Raw genomic sequence first — 19,179 nt, 5'->3', positions numbered from 1 at the left:
GTTTAGTCCTCTCCTTCATCAAAAGCCTTCTTCATTTCGTAATATGACTGTTTCAATCTTTCATGAAATGCAGGCTGGTCCCAGGTTTCCCACGAGTAATGATAATATCCAGCCGGATTCAGGTTGTTTGCTCTTTGTTTTGGATAGGAAAATGTGTGATTTCCATCCGTTTCGTATAGACCGATGTTGATGCCATCAATTGTCCTTGTCGAATCCAGCCCGTTTTTCCACACATCTCCCATCGCCTCTTTCTGGCTTGGATCCTTGATATTCAGAAGCTGCCAAGGTATCCGTATTTCATAGCTGTCCTTTGAAGGGCTGACACTGATGTCTGTGAGAGAGTCGTAATCCGGATCATCCGGATTTGCCGTCCCGAATGTCAATGTGCCAGTTTCATAGGATTCAAACGGGATCACCCTCCCGTCTATATTTAATTCTTTATTCAACGTAAGCCGGATCGGATGAAAATTTCCATTATCTTTCTTGGCCGCATACTCCTCGCGCGGAATCATGTCGAGGACTTCACCGTAATGATAATAAAACGTATCATAGTAGCTATCCACTAATAGCCGGGCCTTTTCCACTCCTTGAATATGGAGGGCAAAGTCCACGCCGGATGTTTTCACATCAGCATCCCCGGGGAGTGAAGACTGTCCCTGCGCATCCACTGTATCAAATAAAAGATAGGTGTCTTTCCGTTCAGTGATCTCATCGGTATCCACCCTCACATACAAGTAGCGTTCATCACTTGTGACATACATCGAGCGGCTGCCGTCCGTAAATGCAGGATCCACTCCCTTCAGCTGCCAATCCCCTGTGCGTCCGTCCACATGGATCCTCGATGTTTCGTCCGGGCCGGGGTCGAAGCTCAAAAGCCCGAACTGCTGCTCATTCGTCTGGGCATTCGACCAGTACGGACGTCTATCAGGATTGTCATAGTCCATTGTGTTCCATGTTCGCTTGAACCACTCGTCCTGCCAGGTGAAGACAAGTCCGCCTGCCGCTCCCTCTTCCACCATATCTTCGAATAATCGGCGGTTGATCTCGCCTTGCTCTTTTTCTGAATGATGTCCCTGATCCCATCCGTATACGTTTCGGTGAGTATGGCCGCGTGAGCCCGGGACACCGAATTCCGCTACCAACAGCGGCATGGAATGGGCCTTCTTCATGTCATTCAGATAACCGGCATAATTATTTTTCTCACCGCGGTGATCGACATAATTGACGTACTCCGGTTCATAATTAAGGAAATCCGGATAATATGGATAGATATGATAGGAGGCAAACAGACCTGTATGCAGATTACCGGTACCCTTCATGACATTAGGGTCCACCGAGACCAAGTCTTCTTTTTCTGATGGTTCGCTTGGATGATGGAGCAGATCTGTCGTCACCCAGTTCGTGAAACTGACAGGGCGCTGCCACTTGTAAGTTTCCGTTTCATAAGCAATTCCTTCATTCATCATTTCTGCAAGCCATATTTCAAACGGTTCTGCCTCTTCCGTAGACAAGTACTCACCTTGGAAGTCTTCCAAGCCTTTATGTTTTTCATTTGTTGAAAGAACGACTTCAGGATCCCACTCCACCCCGAAGATCCAGCCGAGCACATATGGAGAAATATCATAGGTGTAAGCCCCGGATGCGTGGCCCTTTCTTGCAGGAAGCTCTGCTTGCCCGTGGACCAGGTCGATTATGCGCTTTATTTCAGCACGGAATTCGTCTGTATTTTCCTTGGCGAAGGCATCGTTCGTCTCCAAAAAGATTTCTTCATTCACCCACACACCGTGGAATAGGTAAAGAGGATCTTCTGCCATTTGATTATATTCGTAGAACGCTTCATAGAATGCCGGTGGATGAATCGTGTAGACACGCAATGCATTTGCGTTCATGGCGCCGATCTGCTTGAACCACCTTACGTATTCCTCTTTGGTTATGGCTGTTTCACCCGGGAATGAACCGGGCTTCGCAATCCCCATATTGACTCCTTTTATAAGCAGGTCTTCCCATTTTCCATTTTGATTGATTTGAATATAGTCAGAACCGGCTTTACCTGCCAGCTTCACATCATCTTTGGATTTGATCTGGATATTCCCCTGCATCATTTCCCGATTCTTTTCTTTATGAATTCGTTCCAGGATGCTTGTCATCATCGGGACATACGCTTTCCAGTAGAAGGCAGAAGAGTTGTCCGGATTTGAAGCTTCCGTCCATTTTCTCCATGTTGAAAATCCTGTCGTCTGGTAGAGATTCGGAACGTCCGGATGGTCGGCATAATCCCCGCTGAAATAATAGGTTTCATACACCCGGTTATCCCCGTGAACAACGGCAGGGAACGTTTCCGGAAGGTGAAGGGCTTTCAACTTCTTCTTTCCGCTTTTTGAAAGGGATAAAGTGTAGTTGGCCAGGACGTCTTCTTCATTGATCGGTTCAACGATATCAAACCAATAGGAGTAGGGGACACTCATGTTTTCCCCGAACTGTTTTTCTCCTTCAGACGTCGTGGAAAAGACAACGCCTTCTTTTCCGATATCATCCTTATCGAGAATGACCAGCCTGTCGTTTTTATCCACCAAAACATATCCAGGTCCCGTAAACGTAAAGGATTTCCCGTACTGATTCTCATAGTTTTCTAGAACCCATTGAGGAACTTCACTGCTTTTAAGGTCAGGAAAATACCGTCCGATCCAGCCTGACCACTCTAAGTTAAACAGGGAATAAAAGGATTGACGGGTCTCTTCCGTCGTCGGATGCGCCATCGAGTTGAATTCAGCAATGAGGGTCTTACCGTCTTTCATTGCCATTTCCTTTAAAGCATCCATATCATCATTGGTCAAGCCGCCGTATACTTTTGAAGAGCGCTCCCCGGAAATATTTTCATTGTCGAGGTCTTCTTTATATACACCATACGTATCCGCTACATAAACAGCATCGTAGCTTTCGAGTGAAGACGGCAGGTCTTTCGTATCTGAATGTCCGCCGGCATTCGGGACGAATCCGATATAATCTTCATTCAGCTCATATGGCATGCCGTCCGATTTTGAGTATTTTTGCTGATTCAACAGCCAAACCAATCCTTTATGCTCACGGTATGTCTCGTCAGGTACGGTCTTATCTATGATCAGGAAGTCTAGCTCCCGACTATCCTTCAGCTGCCAGAGCCAGAATGGTGAGGAAATAACGAGCACAATTCCTGCAATGAATAAGAGGAATCCGTATAATTTCAGCTTTGTCATTTTGATACTCCTTTTCTCGCCATTTCGCCCCAGCCTGTCTTTCTCCTCAGTACGTCAAGGATCCCTTCACAGCGCCACAGAACCGTCAACGGACGGTACCAGAGCGTTTCTGTAAGTGAATAGAAGAATAGCCGGATGATATCCGATGCCTTTGGATACTTCCTTATGGTCCACTCTTCAAGGAGCACGGAAGCCATAGAAAGGATGGAACCGTAGATGACAGACAGCAAGAATAATAGAATGGCGAATTCAAGATAGACCCCTCCTAAGAATAAGGAAAGAATCATCACTAAATACCCCATCAACTCGACCACGGGACCTAAAAATTCAATAATAAGGAAATATGGGATTGATACCATTCCGATGGAACCATATTTCGGATTGAAGATCAGCCTGCGGTGAATCCATAGACTTTCAAACAGCCCCCTGTGCCACCTTCTCCGCTGCCTGCGCAGATACTTTAATGACTCCGGTGCTTCGGTCCAGCTCACGGGATCCGGCACATAAACGATTTTCTTATTTACTTCCTGCTCTTTTACATAGCGGTGCAGCCGCACGACAAGCTCCATATCTTCGCCCACTGTATGCGAATATCCACCGGCTTCCACGACCCAGCGCTTTGAGAAAACGCCGAACGCCCCAGAAACGATGAGGAGGAGGTTATGACGGCTCAAGCCGATTCTGCCCATCAGAAAAGCCCGTAAATACTCGATCACCTGCATCACGACGATAGGTGAACGCGATAACCCGACTTTAACGATTTCCCCGCTTTCAATTTCGCAGCCATTCGCAATGCGGATGCTTCCGCCTGAAGCAATGACCTCACCGTCGGATTCGACAATCGGCTTCATCACCTTCAGAAAAGCAGTTCGCTCCAGGACAGAATCGCCGTCAATCGAACAGAAATAAGGATAGTTGGACACATTGATCCCTGCATTCAAGGCATCTGCCTTCCCTCCATTCTCCTTATCCACGACGAGGAGGTTCTTATAGACCTTTGATTGATAGACACCCTTTACCTGCTTCGTTTTCAATTGCTGGCGGATGACCCACTTTATTTTTACAAGTTGAAAAGAATCAATGAGCTTTTCGAGAGAGTCATCTGTCGATCCATCATTGATGATGATGATTTCATATTCAGGGTATTCAATGCTGAGTAAAGACCGGACAGTGGCCATGATCCCGACCGACTCATTATAGGCCGGTACCAGGATCGATACAGGCTTAGTCTGATGTAAATGCATCAGCTCTTCATAGGGCTCCCTTTCATCCAATTGATACGTCTTTCTTAACTGAATGAAAGAGATCAGCAGTAAAATAGAATAAAAGGAAATGACGAGGATCATATAGACCAGGACAACCCATCCGATGGTCATCAGGAAAGTTCCCCATTGTGAAGTTACATCCATCATACCGCCCCTCTTTCCAGCCATTGTGCCGCCATGTCCCTTGCGAAAGCATCCTCCGCGGAGGCAGCAATTTCGCTTAATACTTCTTTGCCTGATGCAAGCCTTAAAAGAGATTGAGCAGCTTGGGACCGGACATAAAAGGATGAATCACTCATAAGGTCCTCAAGATACTGGACGAGTTCAGGGCTCCTGATGTATTCGCATGCTTTAATGGCCATCAGCCGTTCCTGCCAGGAAGATGAAAGAAGATGCTGCGTCAATTTGGATGGCGCAAGGAAATGCTCCATTTCAACGATTGCTTTCAATGCCCGAATACGGATTTCCCCTGCTTGATTGTCCAGGAGGCTTTCCAGGAACAAACTGTCAGCCTGCCTTCCCCGGAGCCCGATCGAATCAACCAGCGCATACCTTATTTCCATCGGCAGCTCATCAAACATCTGGATGAACCGATCAAGCTGTCTCCCGTTTAAAGATTTGAATAACAGGCTATAATCGAACTCAGTTAATGCATGTCTGGGACTGATCATTTTTTCCAAGATATTATGATTTTCATTTAGAATATAAATCTTTAGGAGCTGTATCTCTTCACTCTTCGTCAGCTTCTTTGAAGCAAACAATCTATCAAGATGAACAAACATATTTTTCATATCAAATTCCTCAATCCAATAAAGGGCATTCATCCGCATGCTCCAGCGCCGATGAGTCAATCGCGAGTAAATATACGATTCAAAATGGGTTTCGGCAAACACCCTGATCCGTTCATTGATCGTGTAACCGCCAAGTACCTTGGCAAAACCTGCGGTCAATTCGATGAATGCCTTCACTTCGAGCTGTGAACGGAAACTCAACGACTCTTCATTTGCTTCATCCTGGAAATACTGGAAAAGGGAAAGCCGGTAGTCTTCCTTATATTTCTCTACCTTGGCCCGCCTGTCGTTTCCGATCAATTTCTTGATGACTAAATAACTGAACAACAAAAATAATATGAGCAGTAAGCTGACCAGCACCACAGAGAAATAAAAAATCTCATTTTCAAACACGTTCTTTACCTCATCCTCTTCAAAATTTGCCCTAAACGCGCTTCAAGCTCAAGCAGTTTAAATGGCTTTGTCATGTAATCATCCGCTCCCAACTGAAGAGATCTTGAAATGTCTTTTTCGCTGCTGCGCGACGTCAGCATAAGAACCTTATAACGGTAAGAGTCTTCCTGGCTGCGGAGCCTTTCAAGAACTTCAAGCCCATCCATCTTCGGCATGACACCATCCAATATCACCAGGCAAAGAGAATCCCGATGCCACTCCGCTTCCAGAAAAGCCGCTCCATCTTTAAAGCTTTTGATATCATACTCTACATTCTGTTCTGCCGGCAGTTTCGAAACGATATCCCTCATCACCGTCCGGATGATCGGATCGTCATCCACGATGGCAACCTTAATGATCTTAGTATGTTGTATACCGGTGGATTTCGAGTCGATTTCCACTCTGTTCCTTCCGTTTTCTTTTGCCTTATAAAGGGCCTGGTCGGCTAATCTGAGCCACTCATCCATTGACTTCGACGGGTCTGTGATTTCAGATATCCCCGCAGAAAACGTACAAGAGAAAGGGTCATTTTCGTGAAAAATAAGTTCACTGAAATCCTGACGGCAGCGATCAAGGAAGGTATAGGCATCCTGACCAGTGGTGCTCAGGCATATGACGACAAACTCCTCGCCCCCATATCGGACCACTATATCCTGTCCCCTTGTATTCTTCTTTAAAAATGAAGCAAATTCTGCCAACACCTTATCACCGGCCAGATGGCCATATTGATCGTTCACTTTTTTAAAATGATCGATATCAATCACAGCAATGGAAGAAGGTTCTTTTCTCCGGTTCCAGATGCTCTTGACCTGGTCATATGCTTGAGCGAGATATTTACGATTGTACATATGGGTCAATTCATCAATTAATATAAGTTCTTCTATTTGTTTTTTACGCTCGATCTGTCTTTTTACACGAACGATGAATTCGTCGATATCGAAAGGCTTTTGGATGAAATCATCCGCTCCTAACCCATAACACTTCATTCTCGTTTCTTTCCTGTCATCGACACTGACCATGACGGTAGGGATGAACTGCTGCTTCAATTTTTGTTTAAAGAAATCAAGCACCTCGAAACCATTGGTTTCATTCATATATATATCGATGATGGCGCAATCCGGCCTCACATCATAATAAGAAGTCACCGCTTTTTCCGGATTAGCAATCGGTACGACATACCAGCCGATGTTTTCAAGCTCTTCTTTCATATACATTAGGAAGGACGTATCATCGTCGATGATCAGGATGACGGGCTCTTCTCCCTGTCTTCCCTGATGTCCTTTTTTATCAGAGACCGTCCCTTCCTCCAAGCGGTAATATGCTTCAATGATGTCAAAAAGCATGGTTCTAAGCTCAGGAATCGTCAGAAGGCGGTCATCCACTTCATCCATCGTGTCCATTAATTGTCTGGCGAGCTTTCCGATCTCATCCAGCCCAAGGGTTGAAGCTGATCCTGCCAGTGAGTGGACGAATCGATACACGTCCTTATGAGGAACTTCCGGCTTCGCTTCCCATTCCTCTAATTTTTTTCGAAAGTTATTTAAAAAGTGCTTCTGGTATTTTTCCATTTATCATCTTCTGCCTTTTTATTGGAGTTCGTTCGGGATAGTACTCTTTTCTCGCATTTGAGCCAATTTTTACTATTATACTGCTGACTTTAAAAGTTTAATAGTCTTTTTGGGTTTCCTGCAGATATATTAAACCTATCAAATTGCCCTGCGTTAAGCAGGCGGAAATATCCCCTGAAAATATTAATGTAACAAAAAATACCAGACACTTCCATAATCATTTTCCACTAAAAATTACAGTTTCATGAAAGATGGACATAGTATTTAGTCCTCCTTTACCCTTGGGCTGTGTTTGCTAATAAAATTGAGAGAATTTTACACATAGACATAAAAAAAGCCAGCAGCCCGATTGGGCTGCTGGCTTATATTCGGTGAAGTTGATCCTATCCTTCTTTGCCTACAAACTTTTCAAGCGCAGCGATCGCTTCTTCTTCGTCGCTGCCGTCTGCTGCCAGTATAATCTCGGAACCTGTACTGATTGCCAGACTCATGAGACCCATGATGCTTTTGGCATTGACTTTCTTCCCGCCTTTTTCTAAAAAGATTTCGGATGAGAAGCGGTTTGCCTCCTGGACGAATAGTGCTGCAGGACGTGCTTGAAGACCCGTTTTCAATTTGACTTCGACTTGTTTTTCTACCATTATCATTTCTCCCCTTTGCTTCTGATTATTTGCTTAATTTCTCTCCCGCTCTGATTTTCTCGGCAATTTGATCGATTTTCCGTAAGCGGTGATTGATTCCCGATTTACTTATGGTACCGCCTGATACCATTTCCCCCAGTTCTTTCAGCGTGACGTCTTGATAGGTCACTCTCAGTTCTGCGATTTCACGCAATTTATCAGGAAGCACCCCGAGGCCGACATGCTTTTCGATGAACTTGATGTTCTCTACCTGCCTCAATGCCGCACCGATGGTTTTATTCAAGTTGGCCGTCTCACAATTGACAAGACGGTTCACGGAGTTTCGCATATCCCTTACAATCCGGACATCCTCAAAACGAAGGAGGGAATTGTGGGCTCCCACGATATTGAGGAATTCGGTGATTTTCTCAGCCTCTTTCAGATACGTGATGAATCCCTTTTTACGTTCGAGGGTCTTGCTGTTCAACCCGAAAGTGTTCATCAGTTCCGACAACGCTTCGTTGTGTTCGGCATACAGGGAGAAAATCTCAAGATGGTAGGAGGATGTTTCCGGATTGTTCACGGATCCCCCTGCCAGGAATGCCCCTCTTAAATAGGATCGTCTGCAGCATTTCTTTTTTAACAGATCCTCTGAAATATTATGGATAAACGTGAATCCCTCTCCAAGGATCTTCAAGTCCTCGAGGATCTTTTTCGTGTCTTCTTTTATCCGCACGATGTAAACGTTGTTTTTCTTCAGACGCATTTTCTTCCGCACTAAAAGTTCTACGGGGGTGTCGTATCCCTTTTTTATCAGTGTATAGATTCTTCTAGCTATCGCGGCGTTTTCCGTCTGAATATTGACGACCAGCATCTGATTCGAGAAGGACAGTGAGCCATTCATCCTGATGAGTGCTGATAATTCAGCATTGGCACAGCAGTCCTTCACTTCGATATTGGTTAATTCTTTCTTTGTTTCCGACGCAAACGACATCCCCATCACCTCCTAGCAAACGCTTGCACAACCTAATACAACAGAAATTTGTTCCTGTCATTTATTTGATTCCATATAGGAATGAATGATTTTCGCTACTTTTTCCGTATTGTGACGTACCAGTCCATTATTATATGAAAGAATATCATGGGCAAGAACCTCGATCCCCATGGAATTCAGACGATCGATATCAAAATGTACCGGACTCGCCTGTTCTTTGTCATAACGGGCCTGCACTTCAACCGGCACCTGCTTGTTGTTGACCAGGATCGCGTCAATGCAGGAAGGGTCCATATGTTTCGATATGGCTTCCACATGATTGCTTGCCGTGTATCCAAGCGTTTCGCCCATTTGAGTCATGATATTACAGATATAAAGCTTCTTGGCCCCCGACTGGCATACGGCTTCACCAATCCCCGGTACGAGGAGATTCGGCATGATGCTCGTATATAGACTGCCCGGTCCCATGACAATCAGATCCGCTTCCTTGATGACCCGGAGCGTTTCTGCGAGCGGCTTGATATTGTCAGGCTTCAAAAAGACCCTCTTGATCTTTTTGCCGGCCTTCGGGATGGTCGATTCCCCCGTCACGATCGTGCCATCTTCCATCTCGGCATTCAATATGACGCTCTGATTGGCAGAAGGAAGGACCTTCCCTTTCACATTCAGGACCCGGCTCATTTCCTGGATGGCGTGGACAAAATCACCCGTAATCGAAGCAAGTGCGGCTATGATCAGGTTGCCTAACGCATGGCCTGAAAGCTCGTTCTCTGTTTCGAACCGGTGCTGAAACATCTGCTCCACAAGGGGTTCCACCTCTGACAGTGCGGCCAGCACGTTCCGGATGTCCCCCGGAGGAGGAATGTCCAGTGAATCCCTGAGCCGACCTGAGCTTCCGCCGTCATCCGCAACGGTGACAATCGCCGAGAGATCGAGCGGATGGCGCTTCAGTCCGCGCAGTAGGACCGGAAGACCCGTCCCCCCTCCGATGACGACAACCTTTGGCAGTTTAGTCATGGTGTCTGAACAGCCTTTCTCTTTTCGATATCACGATGAGAGATTTTCGTATGATAATCATCTTCAAAGTGATGGCCGATATGTTCCGCCAAGGCAACCGAGCGGTGCTGCCCGCCTGTACAGCCGATGGCCACCACCAGCTGACTCTTTCCTTCACGTTTGTAGTGAGGAAGCATGAACGATAGAAGATCCGTCACCTTATCAAGGAATTTATGGGTTTCATTCCACTTCAGCACATAGGTTGAAACCTCTTCATCCAGCCCTGTCTTAGGACGCATATGATCGATATAATGAGGATTCGGCAGGAATCTCACATCAAATACAAGATCCGCATCGATCGGTATCCCGTGCTTGAAACCGAAAGAAATGACATTCACCGTAAAAATCGATTTCTTGTTCACAGAGAACTCCGTGAGGATCTTCTCCCGCAGTTCTCTTGGCTTCATGGTGGAAGTCGTATAAATCAACTGCGCCCGGCCCTTTAATTCTTCAAGCAGCTCACGTTCCTGCTTGATCCCTTCAAGCGGCAGGCCTGAGGGAGCAAGAGGATGCGAGCGCCGTGTTTCCTTGTAACGTCTGACAAGGGAGGAATCATCTGCATCCAGGTAGAGGATCTGCGGTGTCACCCAGGAGGTTTCCGCCAATTCATCCAATGCCTTGAAGAGATGGTCGAAGAATTCCCTTCCGCGGAGGTCCATGACCAGCGCGACCTTATTCATCTTATTGCCGGATTCTTTCATCAGCTCGAGGAATTTTGGCAGGAGAGTCGGCGGCAAATTATCTACGCAGAAAAACCCTAAATCCTCAAAGCTTTGAATGGCGACAGTTTTACCGGCCCCGCTCATTCCTGTTATGATCACTAATTGTACGTCATTCGTAGAACCTGTACTCATGCTCTTCCCCCGCTTTATTAAAAAATATATTAGCTCGGATCTAAACGGTACGACAGCAGCTTAAAATCCGGTGTATACGTAAATGTTCCGTAGATGGTTTTCTTTCCGTGGAGCAGGTAGTCAAGGATGTGATAATCCCCTTCGGCCATCGGCAGGTCCTTGATGTCATCGAACTTATGCCATTTGATCTTGCCTTCTTCCGACTCCTGCAGGTTAACCCCGTCTGCTTCCGTTGCAAAAAAGGAAAACATCATCCACTCTGAAACCACTTGTTCCCCATCTTTGATGATGAAAGTAAATACACCTTTCAAATCGGGGTTTTTCAAATAGATCCCTGTCTCTTCGCGGTACTCGCGTATGACCGCATCGCGAATCGATTCACCCGGCTCCATTTTGCCTCCAGGCGCCACCCACCAATTTCGGCGGGGTTTTTGGAGAAGGAGTACTTTGTCTCCATCCAGATATAAGCAATTTGTGACGCGCTGCACTTCCTTCACCTCTAGTCTAGTTCATTAGGACATGGTTCCGTCCTTTTTCATTCCTTATATTATACTATGATTGCAGACAAGCCACAATGTCTCAGCCTCCGATGTAAACATGGAAGATTCCTTACAAGAATAGTCTGGGTGTTCATTCAAGTGAATCGTGTCGATTATCCTTTATAAAAAAACGGACAACCTTCTTCAAATTTCGAGTAGTACAGCCCTCACATCGTCACTATAACAGAAAAAAAGGCAAAAAAAATAGACACAGGCGAGTCCTGTGTCGTCTACGGGATTTATTACTTAAAAAGGGGGTCAATTTCTTACTTTCTATAATACCCGATAATTGTTTCACTAGTGTTACAACAGATTTAAAACGGTATTACGGAATTGTTAATTTTGACGAATTTTTATTAACTTTCGATCGATTTTTTCCGGAATTTGTATAATGCCCTTTGAATGAACATTCATCCCTGCGAATAGTTATTCTAAAATTTATACTTTTCCATAATTTGATCTGCCATCAGTTCATATCCCTTCCCATTCGGATGGAGGGAATCATGGAAATATTGCTCTTTATCCTTCCCCTTGAATAATGGATTGGAAGATACATATTTTACTTTTCCGTGTTTCTTGACTTCCTTCACGATCGTTTGATTCCATTCATCGACATACGCTTCGATTTTATCGCTGTCTTTGTCTGGATAAGGATTATAAAGCCCGATCACCAGGATCTCTGCGTCCTCATTCGTTTCTTCAAGCGTATCCAGAATGAAGTTCAAATTATCCACATACTCTTGTTTCGCTTCCATGATTTTATCATGCTGCAGCGGGACTAAGTCTCCTCCATTGCTTTTGATCAGGTCGTTGGTCCCGATATTGACGATAAATACATCCGCTGCCGTTAAATCCTCGGCAACACTCGGCTTCGCCAGCTGTTTTTGAAGGCCGGACGACTTTTGACCGGGAATTCCGAGGTTCTGGAACTGGTAACTCTCTTCTGTGTTCTTCTCGTTCACCTTTTCTTCAAGGCGGCCGATATAGCCTGTATCCTTGTCATCCCCGTATCCATACGTCAATGAATCTCCAAGGGCGATTACCCTTTTCTTCGATTCCGACTTGCTTTCTTCCGCAAAAAAACTGAAATAGATGACGGGAATGATTGCTGCTATGATGATTGGGATGATGATTTTCCATTTTGACATTGATGATCATACCTTCCGATTAGACTATGATGCAGTTCATGATGAGGTTATTCCCTTTTATGGGGGATTTAATCCTGTATATTTTTGGTACCGATCTTGATATGTTCTTTTGCACTGCAGATATTTGTTCTCCAGATAAAGGTCGAGCCTCCTTGCGTTTGTTGGGTCAATCTATGAGTTTTAGCGACTATTCAACGAGGTATGGCCGTTATTCTATGAGTTTGTGGATTTAACTAAGAGAAATGTGAATTAATCTATGAGAAATCCGGTTTAATCTCCCGGTTTTCCAATTAATACCTTTTCCCCTAACACTAAAAAAGACAAACTCCCCCAATAGAGTTTGTCTCTCCTCCCGGAATCCATCAATTTTTCTGGATTCCAAACCGTGCGTTTATTTGTCCCCTGATCATTTTTTGTTTCGCTTCTTGCCTCTCTTTTTTGGTCAGTTCGTACTTGATTTCCTTGGTTGTGACGCCTTCTTCTCTATGGTCCGCAATTTCCATTAATCGTTCTACGTCGTTGAAAGAGTATTTCCGGTATCCCCGGTTGGTCCGTTCTGGGAAGATAAGATTCTTTTCTTCGTAGTACCTGATTTTTCTTTCCGTCAGGCCTGTTAGTTCACTGACTACGCCGATTGAGATCACTTTTTTATCCTTATAGGAAGATTCCTGTCCCACACTACCCTCCTCCTCTTAGCTTCATTATACATGGGCTTGCAGGAAACTTGAGCGTTATGTAAGAAAGTCTGACAAACATTCTTTTGTTTGTCAGGAAATCTCCCAAAGTTGCGGAATGCATACCGGAAAGGTTTTACAATGGAACTACGCTAACTAAAGGAGTGAATGCTATGCCATTTTTAAGAGAAGCTGTCCAAAAGCAGCGTGAGCATTTTATTCGTCTCATAGTGGAAAATGGAGTTGCGGAAGGGCCGGAAGTGGAAAATTGGACGCTGACCGAATTGATTGCGATATACGATAAGCATCTGAGAAAATAAAAAAAGCCTTGGGATCCGCTTCCCAAGGCTTTATCTATTAAGCGTTCTTAACTTTTTCCTTCAATTCTTCTACATAATGCTGGGCTGCCTGCGCCGCGATGCTTCCGTCGCCAGTAGCCGTAACGATCTGACGAAGTTCTTTTTCACGCACGTCGCCGGCTGCAAAGATTCCAGGGACTTTCGTTTCCATTTGTTCGTTGGTCACGATGTAGCCCATGTCATTGATGATGCCAAGGTTTTGGAATGGCTTCGTCAGAGGAATCATTCCGATGTAGATGAAGACGCCATCCGCCTTGAATTCTGTTTCTTCGCCGTTTTCAGTCGATACAAGCGTGACGCTGCCGACCTTGCCTTCTTTTTCGTTGATTTCCTTCACTGTGTGATTCCAGATGAAATCAACTTTTTCGTTATCGAAGGCACGCTGCTGCAGAATTTTCTGCGCACGAAGCTCATCGCGGCGGTGAACGATTGTCACTTTGTTGGCGAAACGTGTCAGGTACACACCCTCTTCGACAGCAGAGTCTCCTCCGCCAACGACTACAAGGTCTTTCCCTTTGAAGAATGCCCCGTCACAAACGGCACAGTAGGATACTCCGCGTCCGCCGAGTTCTTTTTCACCAGGAACGCCGATCTTCTTGTATTCGGCACCCGTTGAAAGGATGACGGCACGTGCTTTATATTCTTTCGAACCCGCTTTGACAAGCTTGTAATCGCCCTCGTCGACGATCTCCTTGATGTCTCCGTATGCGTACTCCGCACCGAATTTCTTCGCGTGATCGAACATTTTATTCGACAGGTCCGGACCAAGGATATGGTCGAAGCCTGGATAGTTTTCCACTTCTTCTGTGTTTGCCATCTGTCCGCCCGGCACACCTCTTTCAAGCATCAGCGTTGAAAGGCTGGCACGTGACGTATATACAGCCGCTGTCATTCCGGCAGGACCGGCACCGGCGATGATCACATCATAGATTTTTTCTTCTGACATTCTCGATTACTCCTTCCGAAACGTTCTTATAAGCAAGTTTTTGTATTCCCTATATAGTATTTACTGTCTATCCCTATCCTATAAAAAACAGGGTTGTATCGTCCAAAAATATGCTCATGGAAGGTAGCTTTCCACCACGGAAATATATTTAGTCAGCGTGCTTGCAGAGACATTGTAGCTGTCGCACACCTGCTTCTTTGTCACCTTTTCATTTCTGAGGCGGTTCCATACATAGTCTGCAGCTGCAGCGAAAGCTTTTGTATTCTTGAATGTCTCACGCTCTTTCAGGCCGCGGTAAGCAACCGTGAACCACGTCAGGAACAATCCCGAATCGACGCTTGAAATCGGGTGATGGGAATCATAGAGATGAAGCGCGACCTCATGCATATTCTTGATTTCCTGATTCACCTTCATCGAGGTATTCCCGTTGGTGTTCAGGACATGTGCCAGATACACTTTCTCGACAATCGACAGTTCCTCCACCTCACAAAAATCGGCATGTGTAAGGACCGATTTCTGATGCTCCGAAACGGACGTCAGGAAAAGGCCGAACAGCTTTTCTTCTGTGTAGTCGCTTTGAAGCTTTTTCAGAATCGAAGTGACGTGATTTTCAAAACCTGCAGCACGGTCGTCATTCCAAGGCTCATTCCCCTCTTTTTCAGGGTTGATCTCGATAACCTTTTTCCAGGCATTGCGCGCCGTCTGCTGGTGCCCTGTTTCATATGCTGAATAGGACAGCCAGTAGTAATAGCTCGCGTCACCTTCAAACCCGATCTTCTGCAGGGACTTCAGCCACTCATATGCTTTTTCCGAATGACCGATCAAAGCGAAAGTGGCACCCAGCTTGAAACGATGCTCATGAAGCAGCGGGCGTACCTTTTCAAGTCCCGCAATCAGCTCATCCAGCTCGCCATTCCTCTTTTGATAAAAATAAAAAACAGCCGTGTTGCAAAGCGCATGGAGATTTCCCGGATTCTTCTCGAGCACTTCTTCCAATGTGGCCGAGGCTTGATCCACTTCACCCAGGTAAAAATATGCAAGGGCAAGATTATTATAAGCAGACCAGAATTCCGGATACTCTTCGATCACCTTCTTCAAGGTCTCGACGGCTTTTTGGAAATGACCCGACTCCAGCAGGTCCTTCGCCTTTTCCTGCTGCATGATCAGATCATCATGTTCGTATAGATCTTCCACCGTCAGGTCCGAATCGAGTTCCAGCAATTCAAGCAGATCCTCTGCATCCTCGACGAACTCGCCATGCTCCTCTTTATCCAGATAAACGCTCACATGGTCATACGCTTCCTTAAATAACCCTAAATGCGCATAATTATTAGCTAAAAAATAATGGCATTCCGTCATATGCGGATCCAGATTCTTAATGATTTCCTGCAGCAATTCATTCGCACGCTTGAACTCGCCAAGCTCTGTATAAACAATCGACAATTGACACGCAATCATCGGTTCCAATGGTTCCAGTTGAAATGCTCTATTCAAATATTTTAACGACCGCTTTAGCTCGCGGCGCTGATAAGCTTTCATTCCCTTGTTGTAGTAGTACTCACCTGTCGGGACAAAAGACAACACCTTAGCTTGCTCACTTATTAGTTTTGACCCTTTTCTCATCAAAGTCCTCCGAAACGTTCATAGTATAACTAAGATAGTATAACATACAACATAGTTGGACTAAACTACCATATTTTGAGGGGATGGGGGTTTCGGTTGGAAAGCGGGCAAGTTTTGATGAAGAAGATAGAGATTTTTCGACATGTGGCGCAATTCCGCTCTTCAATAAAGAACACACTCTAGCAGACCTCCACTATTCAGGAACAACTGTAAGGAAATCATACCATTCAGCCCCATTTCAAAAAGAAATCTTATCAATTTTGTTCAAAAACACATAAAAGAGACGAACCTTTTAACAAAAGGCCCGTCCCTCTCCCAAACTCATTATTTATTATGCCGCTCCACAAGAACCCCAAGAACCTCTTCCAATGGAAGCTCTTGTTCCCGCAGCAGCACCAATACGTGATATAACAGGTCGGCGACTTCCCATTTCAGTTCCTCCGCGTCCCTGTTTTTTGCAGCGATGATGACTTCAGACGCCTCTTCGCCTACTTTTTTCAGGATCTTATCGACTCCTTTTTCAAACAAGTAGGTCGTGTAGGCGCCTTCCGGACGCTCTTTTTCACGGTCGGCGATGAGTGCTTCAAGTGTCAGCAGAATGTTTTCCCCAGGTGCGGCGCTTTCTCCGAATACCTTCTCATGAAAACAACTCTCCTCGCCTTTGTGGCAGGCAGGGCCTTTTTTATCGACAAGGACGAGCAGTGCATCCTTATCGCAATCCCAGACGATGCTCTTGACCGTCTGCGTATTCCCGCTCGTTCCGCCTTTGTGCCAGAGCTCTTGGCGGGAGCGTGAGTAGAACCAGGTCTCCCCTGTTTCAAGCGTCTTCGCTAATGATGTCTCATTCATATAAGCCAGAGTCAGGACTTCTTTACTCTCTGCATCCTGTACGATTGCCGGCACCAGGCCTTTTTCATCGTATGTTACGTCTTTAATCCAGTCGTTGTTCGTCATCGTACATGCACCTCCTGCTCTTTCAGGTAACTCTTCACTTCTTCAACACTCGTTTCTTTATAGTGAAAAATGGACGCGGCAAGCGCTGCATCGGCTTTTCCATCAGTGAACACTTCTTTAAAGTGTTCTGCATTCCCGGCTCCGCCCGAAGCGATGACCGGGATCGAGACAGCCTCACTCACTGCCCGGGTCAACGCAACATTGAAGCCTTTCTTCTCTCCGTCGCTGTCCATCGATGTCAGCAGGATTTCTCCTGCACCCAGGTCCTCAACCTGCTTGGCCCATTCCACTGCATCGAGGTCGCGGAGCTTCCGTCCGCCGTGTGTGTAGACCTTAAAGCCGCCGCTCTCCTCATCATATTTCGCATCGATGGCCACCACGATGCACTGTGATCCGAAGTACTGTGCTCCTTCACGCACCAGTTCGGGACGCAGGACGGCTGCCGTGTTCAAGGAAACCTTGTCGGCACCGGCTCTTAAAATCACTTTCATATCCTCCACGGCATTGATGCCCCCGCCGACTGTAAAAGGAATGGCGAGTTCCGCCGCCACATGCTGGACGACCTCGACCATCGTTTTCCGGCCTTCATGGGAAGCGGAAATATCTAAAAACACAAGCTCATCCGCACCCTGTTCGTCATAGACTTTCGCAAGTTCGACCGGGTTTCCGGCATCTCTCAGTTCAACGAATTGAATCCCTTTCACAACACGGCCGTCCTTTACATCAAGGCAGGGAATGATTCGCTTTGTCAGCATGATCCCTTCACCTCTTTCAGCGCTTCGGCAACGGTGAACTTCCCGGTATAGAGGGACTTACCGCAAATGGTACCTGACACTCCCTGGCCGCAGTATTTTTTAAGAGCAGCCAGGTCTTCCAATGAACTCACGCCTCCGGACGCAATCACGGATTTACCCGTTTCCCTTGCCAGTTCGACGACCGCTTCGATGTTCGGCCCGGACAGCATTCCGTCCGTGGCGATATCGGTGAAAATGAACGTTTCTGCTCCTGCAGCGGCCAGTTCTTTTCCGAGGTCCACTGCCTTCAACGCAGAGGTTTCGATCCATCCATGAGTAGCGACATAGCCGTCCTTGGCGTCGAGTCCGATCGCAATCTTATCACCATATTTGGCAAGCCACTCTTTCACTAATTCTGTGTTGGAAACGGCGATGCTGCCGATGATGACGCGGTCGACGCCGCGGTTCAGATAGTGCTCGATGTCTTCCGCCGAGCGGATTCCTCCGCCGACCTGGACTTTTGCGTCCAGTTTTTCAGCAACGGCAATGACAAACTCATCATTGATGCGGGAGCCTTCTTTTGCTCCGTCAAGGTCGACCATATGGATCCATTCCGCGCCTTCAACGGCGAATTTCTTTGCCATATCAAAAGGGGAATCGCCGTAAACGGTCTCCTGATTGTAGTCCCCTTGAATCAATCGTACACATTTTCCGCCGCGCATATCGATCGCGGGATAAATTGTAAAACTCATGAAACTGCCTCCGATTCTTTCACTCGTTTTGTGAAGTTTTCCAGTAGCTGCATGCCCAGCCGCCCGCTCTTTTCAGGGTGGAACTGCATGCCGTAAATATTATCTTTGCTGACGACCGCAGGGATTTCAACACCTGCGTAGTCTGCCGTCGCTGTCAGGACTTCTTCGGACCCTTGCACATAGTAAGAATGAACGAAGTAGACATAACCTTCTTCCAATCCATCAAGAAGATGAGATTCTTTTTGGAACGAAAGATGGTTCCAGCCCATATGAGGGACTTTATAGTCGTTTCCTTCATGGTCCCGTTTCGGGATATGGATGACTTCTCCCGGAAGCAATCCGAGGCCCGGTGTACGGCCGTTTTCTTCACTTTTTTCAAAAAGGAGCTGCATCCCGAGGCAGATGCCGAGCAGCGGCTTTCCACTGCCTGCAAAAGTCAGGATCGTTTCTTTCAGATGAGTGGACTCAAGCAGGTTCATCGCGTCCTTGAAGGCGCCGACTCCCGGTAGAATCAGCCCGTCTGCTTCGAGAAGCTTGTCGCGGTCGTCACTGATAAAATAGGGGACGTTCAGCCGCTCAAGCGCTTTGCTGACTGAGAACAGATTCCCCATTCCGTAATCTGCGATGCCGATCATGA

18 protein-coding genes are annotated in these 19,179 nt (G+C 46.2%); 1 reads left to right on the top strand and 17 read right to left on the bottom strand.

Annotated elements, in window-relative coordinates:
- Positions 1-2 precede the first annotated feature (2 nt).
- The 11 genes from HWX64_RS14905 to HWX64_RS14855 form a co-directional block, all read right to left on the bottom strand.
- On the bottom strand, positions 3-3,233 hold the full coding sequence (locus HWX64_RS14905) for a hypothetical protein (protein ID WP_175990326.1): 3,231 nt from the start codon (positions 3,231-3,233) through the stop codon (positions 3-5).
- Entirely contained in the window at positions 3,230-4,642 is a 1,413-nt protein-coding gene (locus HWX64_RS14900) for a glycosyltransferase (RefSeq protein ID WP_254871197.1), read from the bottom strand. Before HWX64_RS14900 ends, HWX64_RS14905 begins: the two co-directional genes overlap by 4 nt.
- Positions 4,642-5,682: a HEAT repeat domain-containing protein gene (locus HWX64_RS14895; protein WP_175990325.1), complete on the bottom strand. Its 1,041-nt coding sequence runs from the start codon at positions 5,680-5,682 to the stop codon at positions 4,642-4,644. Before HWX64_RS14895 ends, HWX64_RS14900 begins: the two co-directional genes overlap by 1 nt.
- A 5-nt stretch (positions 5,683-5,687) precedes the next feature.
- A complete protein-coding gene (locus HWX64_RS14890) occupies positions 5,688-7,289 on the bottom strand; it encodes a diguanylate cyclase (protein WP_175990324.1) in 1,602 nt (533 codons plus the stop codon).
- Positions 7,290-7,672: 383 nt separating this feature from the next.
- On the bottom strand, positions 7,673-7,930 hold the full coding sequence (locus tag HWX64_RS14885) for an HPr family phosphocarrier protein (protein WP_175990323.1): 258 nt from the start codon (positions 7,928-7,930) through the stop codon (positions 7,673-7,675).
- A gap of 25 nt (positions 7,931-7,955) precedes the next feature.
- A complete protein-coding gene (gene whiA, locus HWX64_RS14880; RefSeq protein ID WP_175990322.1) occupies positions 7,956-8,903 on the bottom strand; it encodes a DNA-binding protein WhiA in 948 nt (315 codons plus the stop codon).
- 57 nt (positions 8,904-8,960) lie between these two features.
- Positions 8,961-9,920: a YvcK family protein gene (gene yvcK, locus HWX64_RS14875; protein ID WP_175990321.1), complete on the bottom strand. Its 960-nt coding sequence runs from the start codon at positions 9,918-9,920 to the stop codon at positions 8,961-8,963.
- Positions 9,917-10,813: an RNase adapter RapZ gene (gene rapZ, locus HWX64_RS14870; protein ID WP_175990320.1), complete on the bottom strand. Its 897-nt coding sequence runs from the start codon at positions 10,811-10,813 to the stop codon at positions 9,917-9,919. Before rapZ ends, yvcK begins: the two co-directional genes overlap by 4 nt.
- Positions 10,814-10,842: 29 nt before the next feature.
- Positions 10,843-11,301: an 8-oxo-dGTP diphosphatase gene (locus HWX64_RS14865; protein ID WP_175990319.1), complete on the bottom strand. Its 459-nt coding sequence runs from the start codon at positions 11,299-11,301 to the stop codon at positions 10,843-10,845.
- Between the two features lie 482 nt (positions 11,302-11,783).
- On the bottom strand, positions 11,784-12,500 hold the full coding sequence (locus HWX64_RS14860) for a GDSL-type esterase/lipase family protein (RefSeq protein ID WP_175990318.1): 717 nt from the start codon (positions 12,498-12,500) through the stop codon (positions 11,784-11,786).
- Positions 12,501-12,862: 362 nt separating this feature from the next.
- Positions 12,863-13,177 (bottom strand): MerR family transcriptional regulator, encoded by a 315-nt coding sequence (locus HWX64_RS14855; protein WP_175990317.1) that lies wholly within the window; start codon positions 13,175-13,177, stop codon positions 12,863-12,865.
- A 170-nt stretch (positions 13,178-13,347) separates the two neighbouring features.
- Here HWX64_RS14855 and HWX64_RS14850 point away from each other — a divergent pair, with 170 nt between their 5' ends.
- On the top strand, positions 13,348-13,494 hold the full coding sequence (locus tag HWX64_RS14850) for a hypothetical protein (RefSeq protein ID WP_175990316.1): 147 nt from the start codon (positions 13,348-13,350) through the stop codon (positions 13,492-13,494).
- Positions 13,495-13,531: 37 nt separating this feature from the next.
- Here the strand turns inward: HWX64_RS14850 and trxB are convergent, their stop codons facing one another.
- The 6 genes from trxB to hisH form a co-directional block, all read right to left on the bottom strand.
- Complete coding sequence (gene trxB / locus HWX64_RS14845) at positions 13,532-14,479, bottom strand: thioredoxin-disulfide reductase (protein ID WP_175990315.1); 948 nt, start codon at positions 14,477-14,479, stop codon at positions 13,532-13,534.
- Positions 14,480-14,593: 114 nt separating this feature from the next.
- Positions 14,594-16,102, bottom strand: coding sequence for a lipopolysaccharide assembly protein LapB (locus HWX64_RS14840; protein ID WP_175990314.1), 1,509 nt, complete (start codon positions 16,100-16,102; stop codon positions 14,594-14,596).
- Positions 16,103-16,426: 324 nt separating this feature from the next.
- Complete coding sequence (gene hisIE / locus HWX64_RS14835; protein WP_175990313.1) at positions 16,427-17,056, bottom strand: bifunctional phosphoribosyl-AMP cyclohydrolase/phosphoribosyl-ATP diphosphatase HisIE; 630 nt, start codon at positions 17,054-17,056, stop codon at positions 16,427-16,429.
- A complete protein-coding gene (gene hisF / locus HWX64_RS14830; protein WP_175990312.1) occupies positions 17,053-17,811 on the bottom strand; it encodes an imidazole glycerol phosphate synthase subunit HisF in 759 nt (252 codons plus the stop codon). Before hisF ends, hisIE begins: the two co-directional genes overlap by 4 nt.
- A complete protein-coding gene (gene hisA, locus HWX64_RS14825; RefSeq protein ID WP_175990311.1) occupies positions 17,805-18,542 on the bottom strand; it encodes a 1-(5-phosphoribosyl)-5-[(5-phosphoribosylamino)methylideneamino]imidazole-4-carboxamide isomerase in 738 nt (245 codons plus the stop codon). The genes hisF and hisA overlap by 7 nt, the downstream gene beginning before the upstream one ends.
- Positions 18,539-19,177, bottom strand: coding sequence for an imidazole glycerol phosphate synthase subunit HisH (gene hisH / locus HWX64_RS14820; RefSeq protein WP_175990310.1), 639 nt, complete (start codon positions 19,175-19,177; stop codon positions 18,539-18,541). The genes hisA and hisH overlap by 4 nt, the downstream gene beginning before the upstream one ends.
- Positions 19,178-19,179 lie beyond the last annotated feature (2 nt).

Source organism: Bacillus sp. Marseille-Q1617, assembly GCF_903645295.1.
GTDB lineage: Bacteria > Bacillota > Bacilli > Bacillales > Bacillaceae_B > Rossellomorea.
The sequence above is the reverse complement of the archived record's forward strand: the minus strand, read 5'-3'. Positions and strand labels throughout refer to the sequence as shown.

What these genes read in the sequence shown, in the direction of transcription:
- HWX64_RS14905 (WP_175990326.1), bottom strand. Translation starts at nt 3,233, where the DNA reads ATGACAAAGCTGAAATTATACGGATTCCTCTTATTCATTGCAGGAATT.
- HWX64_RS14900 (WP_254871197.1), bottom strand. Translation starts at nt 4,642, where the DNA reads ATGGATGTAACTTCACAATGGGGAACTTTCCTGATGACCATCGGATGG.
- HWX64_RS14890 (WP_175990324.1), bottom strand. Translation starts at nt 7,289, where the DNA reads ATGGAAAAATACCAGAAGCACTTTTTAAATAACTTTCGAAAAAAATTA.
- HWX64_RS14885 (WP_175990323.1), bottom strand. Translation starts at nt 7,930, where the DNA reads ATGGTAGAAAAACAAGTCGAAGTCAAATTGAAAACGGGTCTTCAAGCA.
- whiA (WP_175990322.1), bottom strand. Translation starts at nt 8,903, where the DNA reads ATGTCGTTTGCGTCGGAAACAAAGAAAGAATTAACCAATATCGAAGTG.
- yvcK (WP_175990321.1), bottom strand. Translation starts at nt 9,920, where the DNA reads ATGACTAAACTGCCAAAGGTTGTCGTCATCGGAGGGGGGACGGGTCTT.
- rapZ (WP_175990320.1), bottom strand. Translation starts at nt 10,813, where the DNA reads ATGAGTACAGGTTCTACGAATGACGTACAATTAGTGATCATAACAGGA.
- HWX64_RS14860 (WP_175990318.1), bottom strand. Translation starts at nt 12,500, where the DNA reads ATGTCAAAATGGAAAATCATCATCCCAATCATCATAGCAGCAATCATT.
- HWX64_RS14850 (WP_175990316.1), top strand. Translation starts at nt 13,348, where the DNA reads ATGCCATTTTTAAGAGAAGCTGTCCAAAAGCAGCGTGAGCATTTTATT.
- trxB (WP_175990315.1), bottom strand. Translation starts at nt 14,479, where the DNA reads ATGTCAGAAGAAAAAATCTATGATGTGATCATCGCCGGTGCCGGTCCT.
- HWX64_RS14840 (WP_175990314.1), bottom strand. Translation starts at nt 16,102, where the DNA reads ATGAGAAAAGGGTCAAAACTAATAAGTGAGCAAGCTAAGGTGTTGTCT.
- hisIE (WP_175990313.1), bottom strand. Translation starts at nt 17,056, where the DNA reads ATGACGAACAACGACTGGATTAAAGACGTAACATACGATGAAAAAGGC.
- hisF (WP_175990312.1), bottom strand. Translation starts at nt 17,811, where the DNA reads ATGCTGACAAAGCGAATCATTCCCTGCCTTGATGTAAAGGACGGCCGT.
- hisA (WP_175990311.1), bottom strand. Translation starts at nt 18,542, where the DNA reads ATGAGTTTTACAATTTATCCCGCGATCGATATGCGCGGCGGAAAATGT.
- hisH (WP_175990310.1), bottom strand. Translation starts at nt 19,177, where the DNA reads ATGATCGGCATCGCAGATTACGGAATGGGGAATCTGTTCTCAGTCAGC.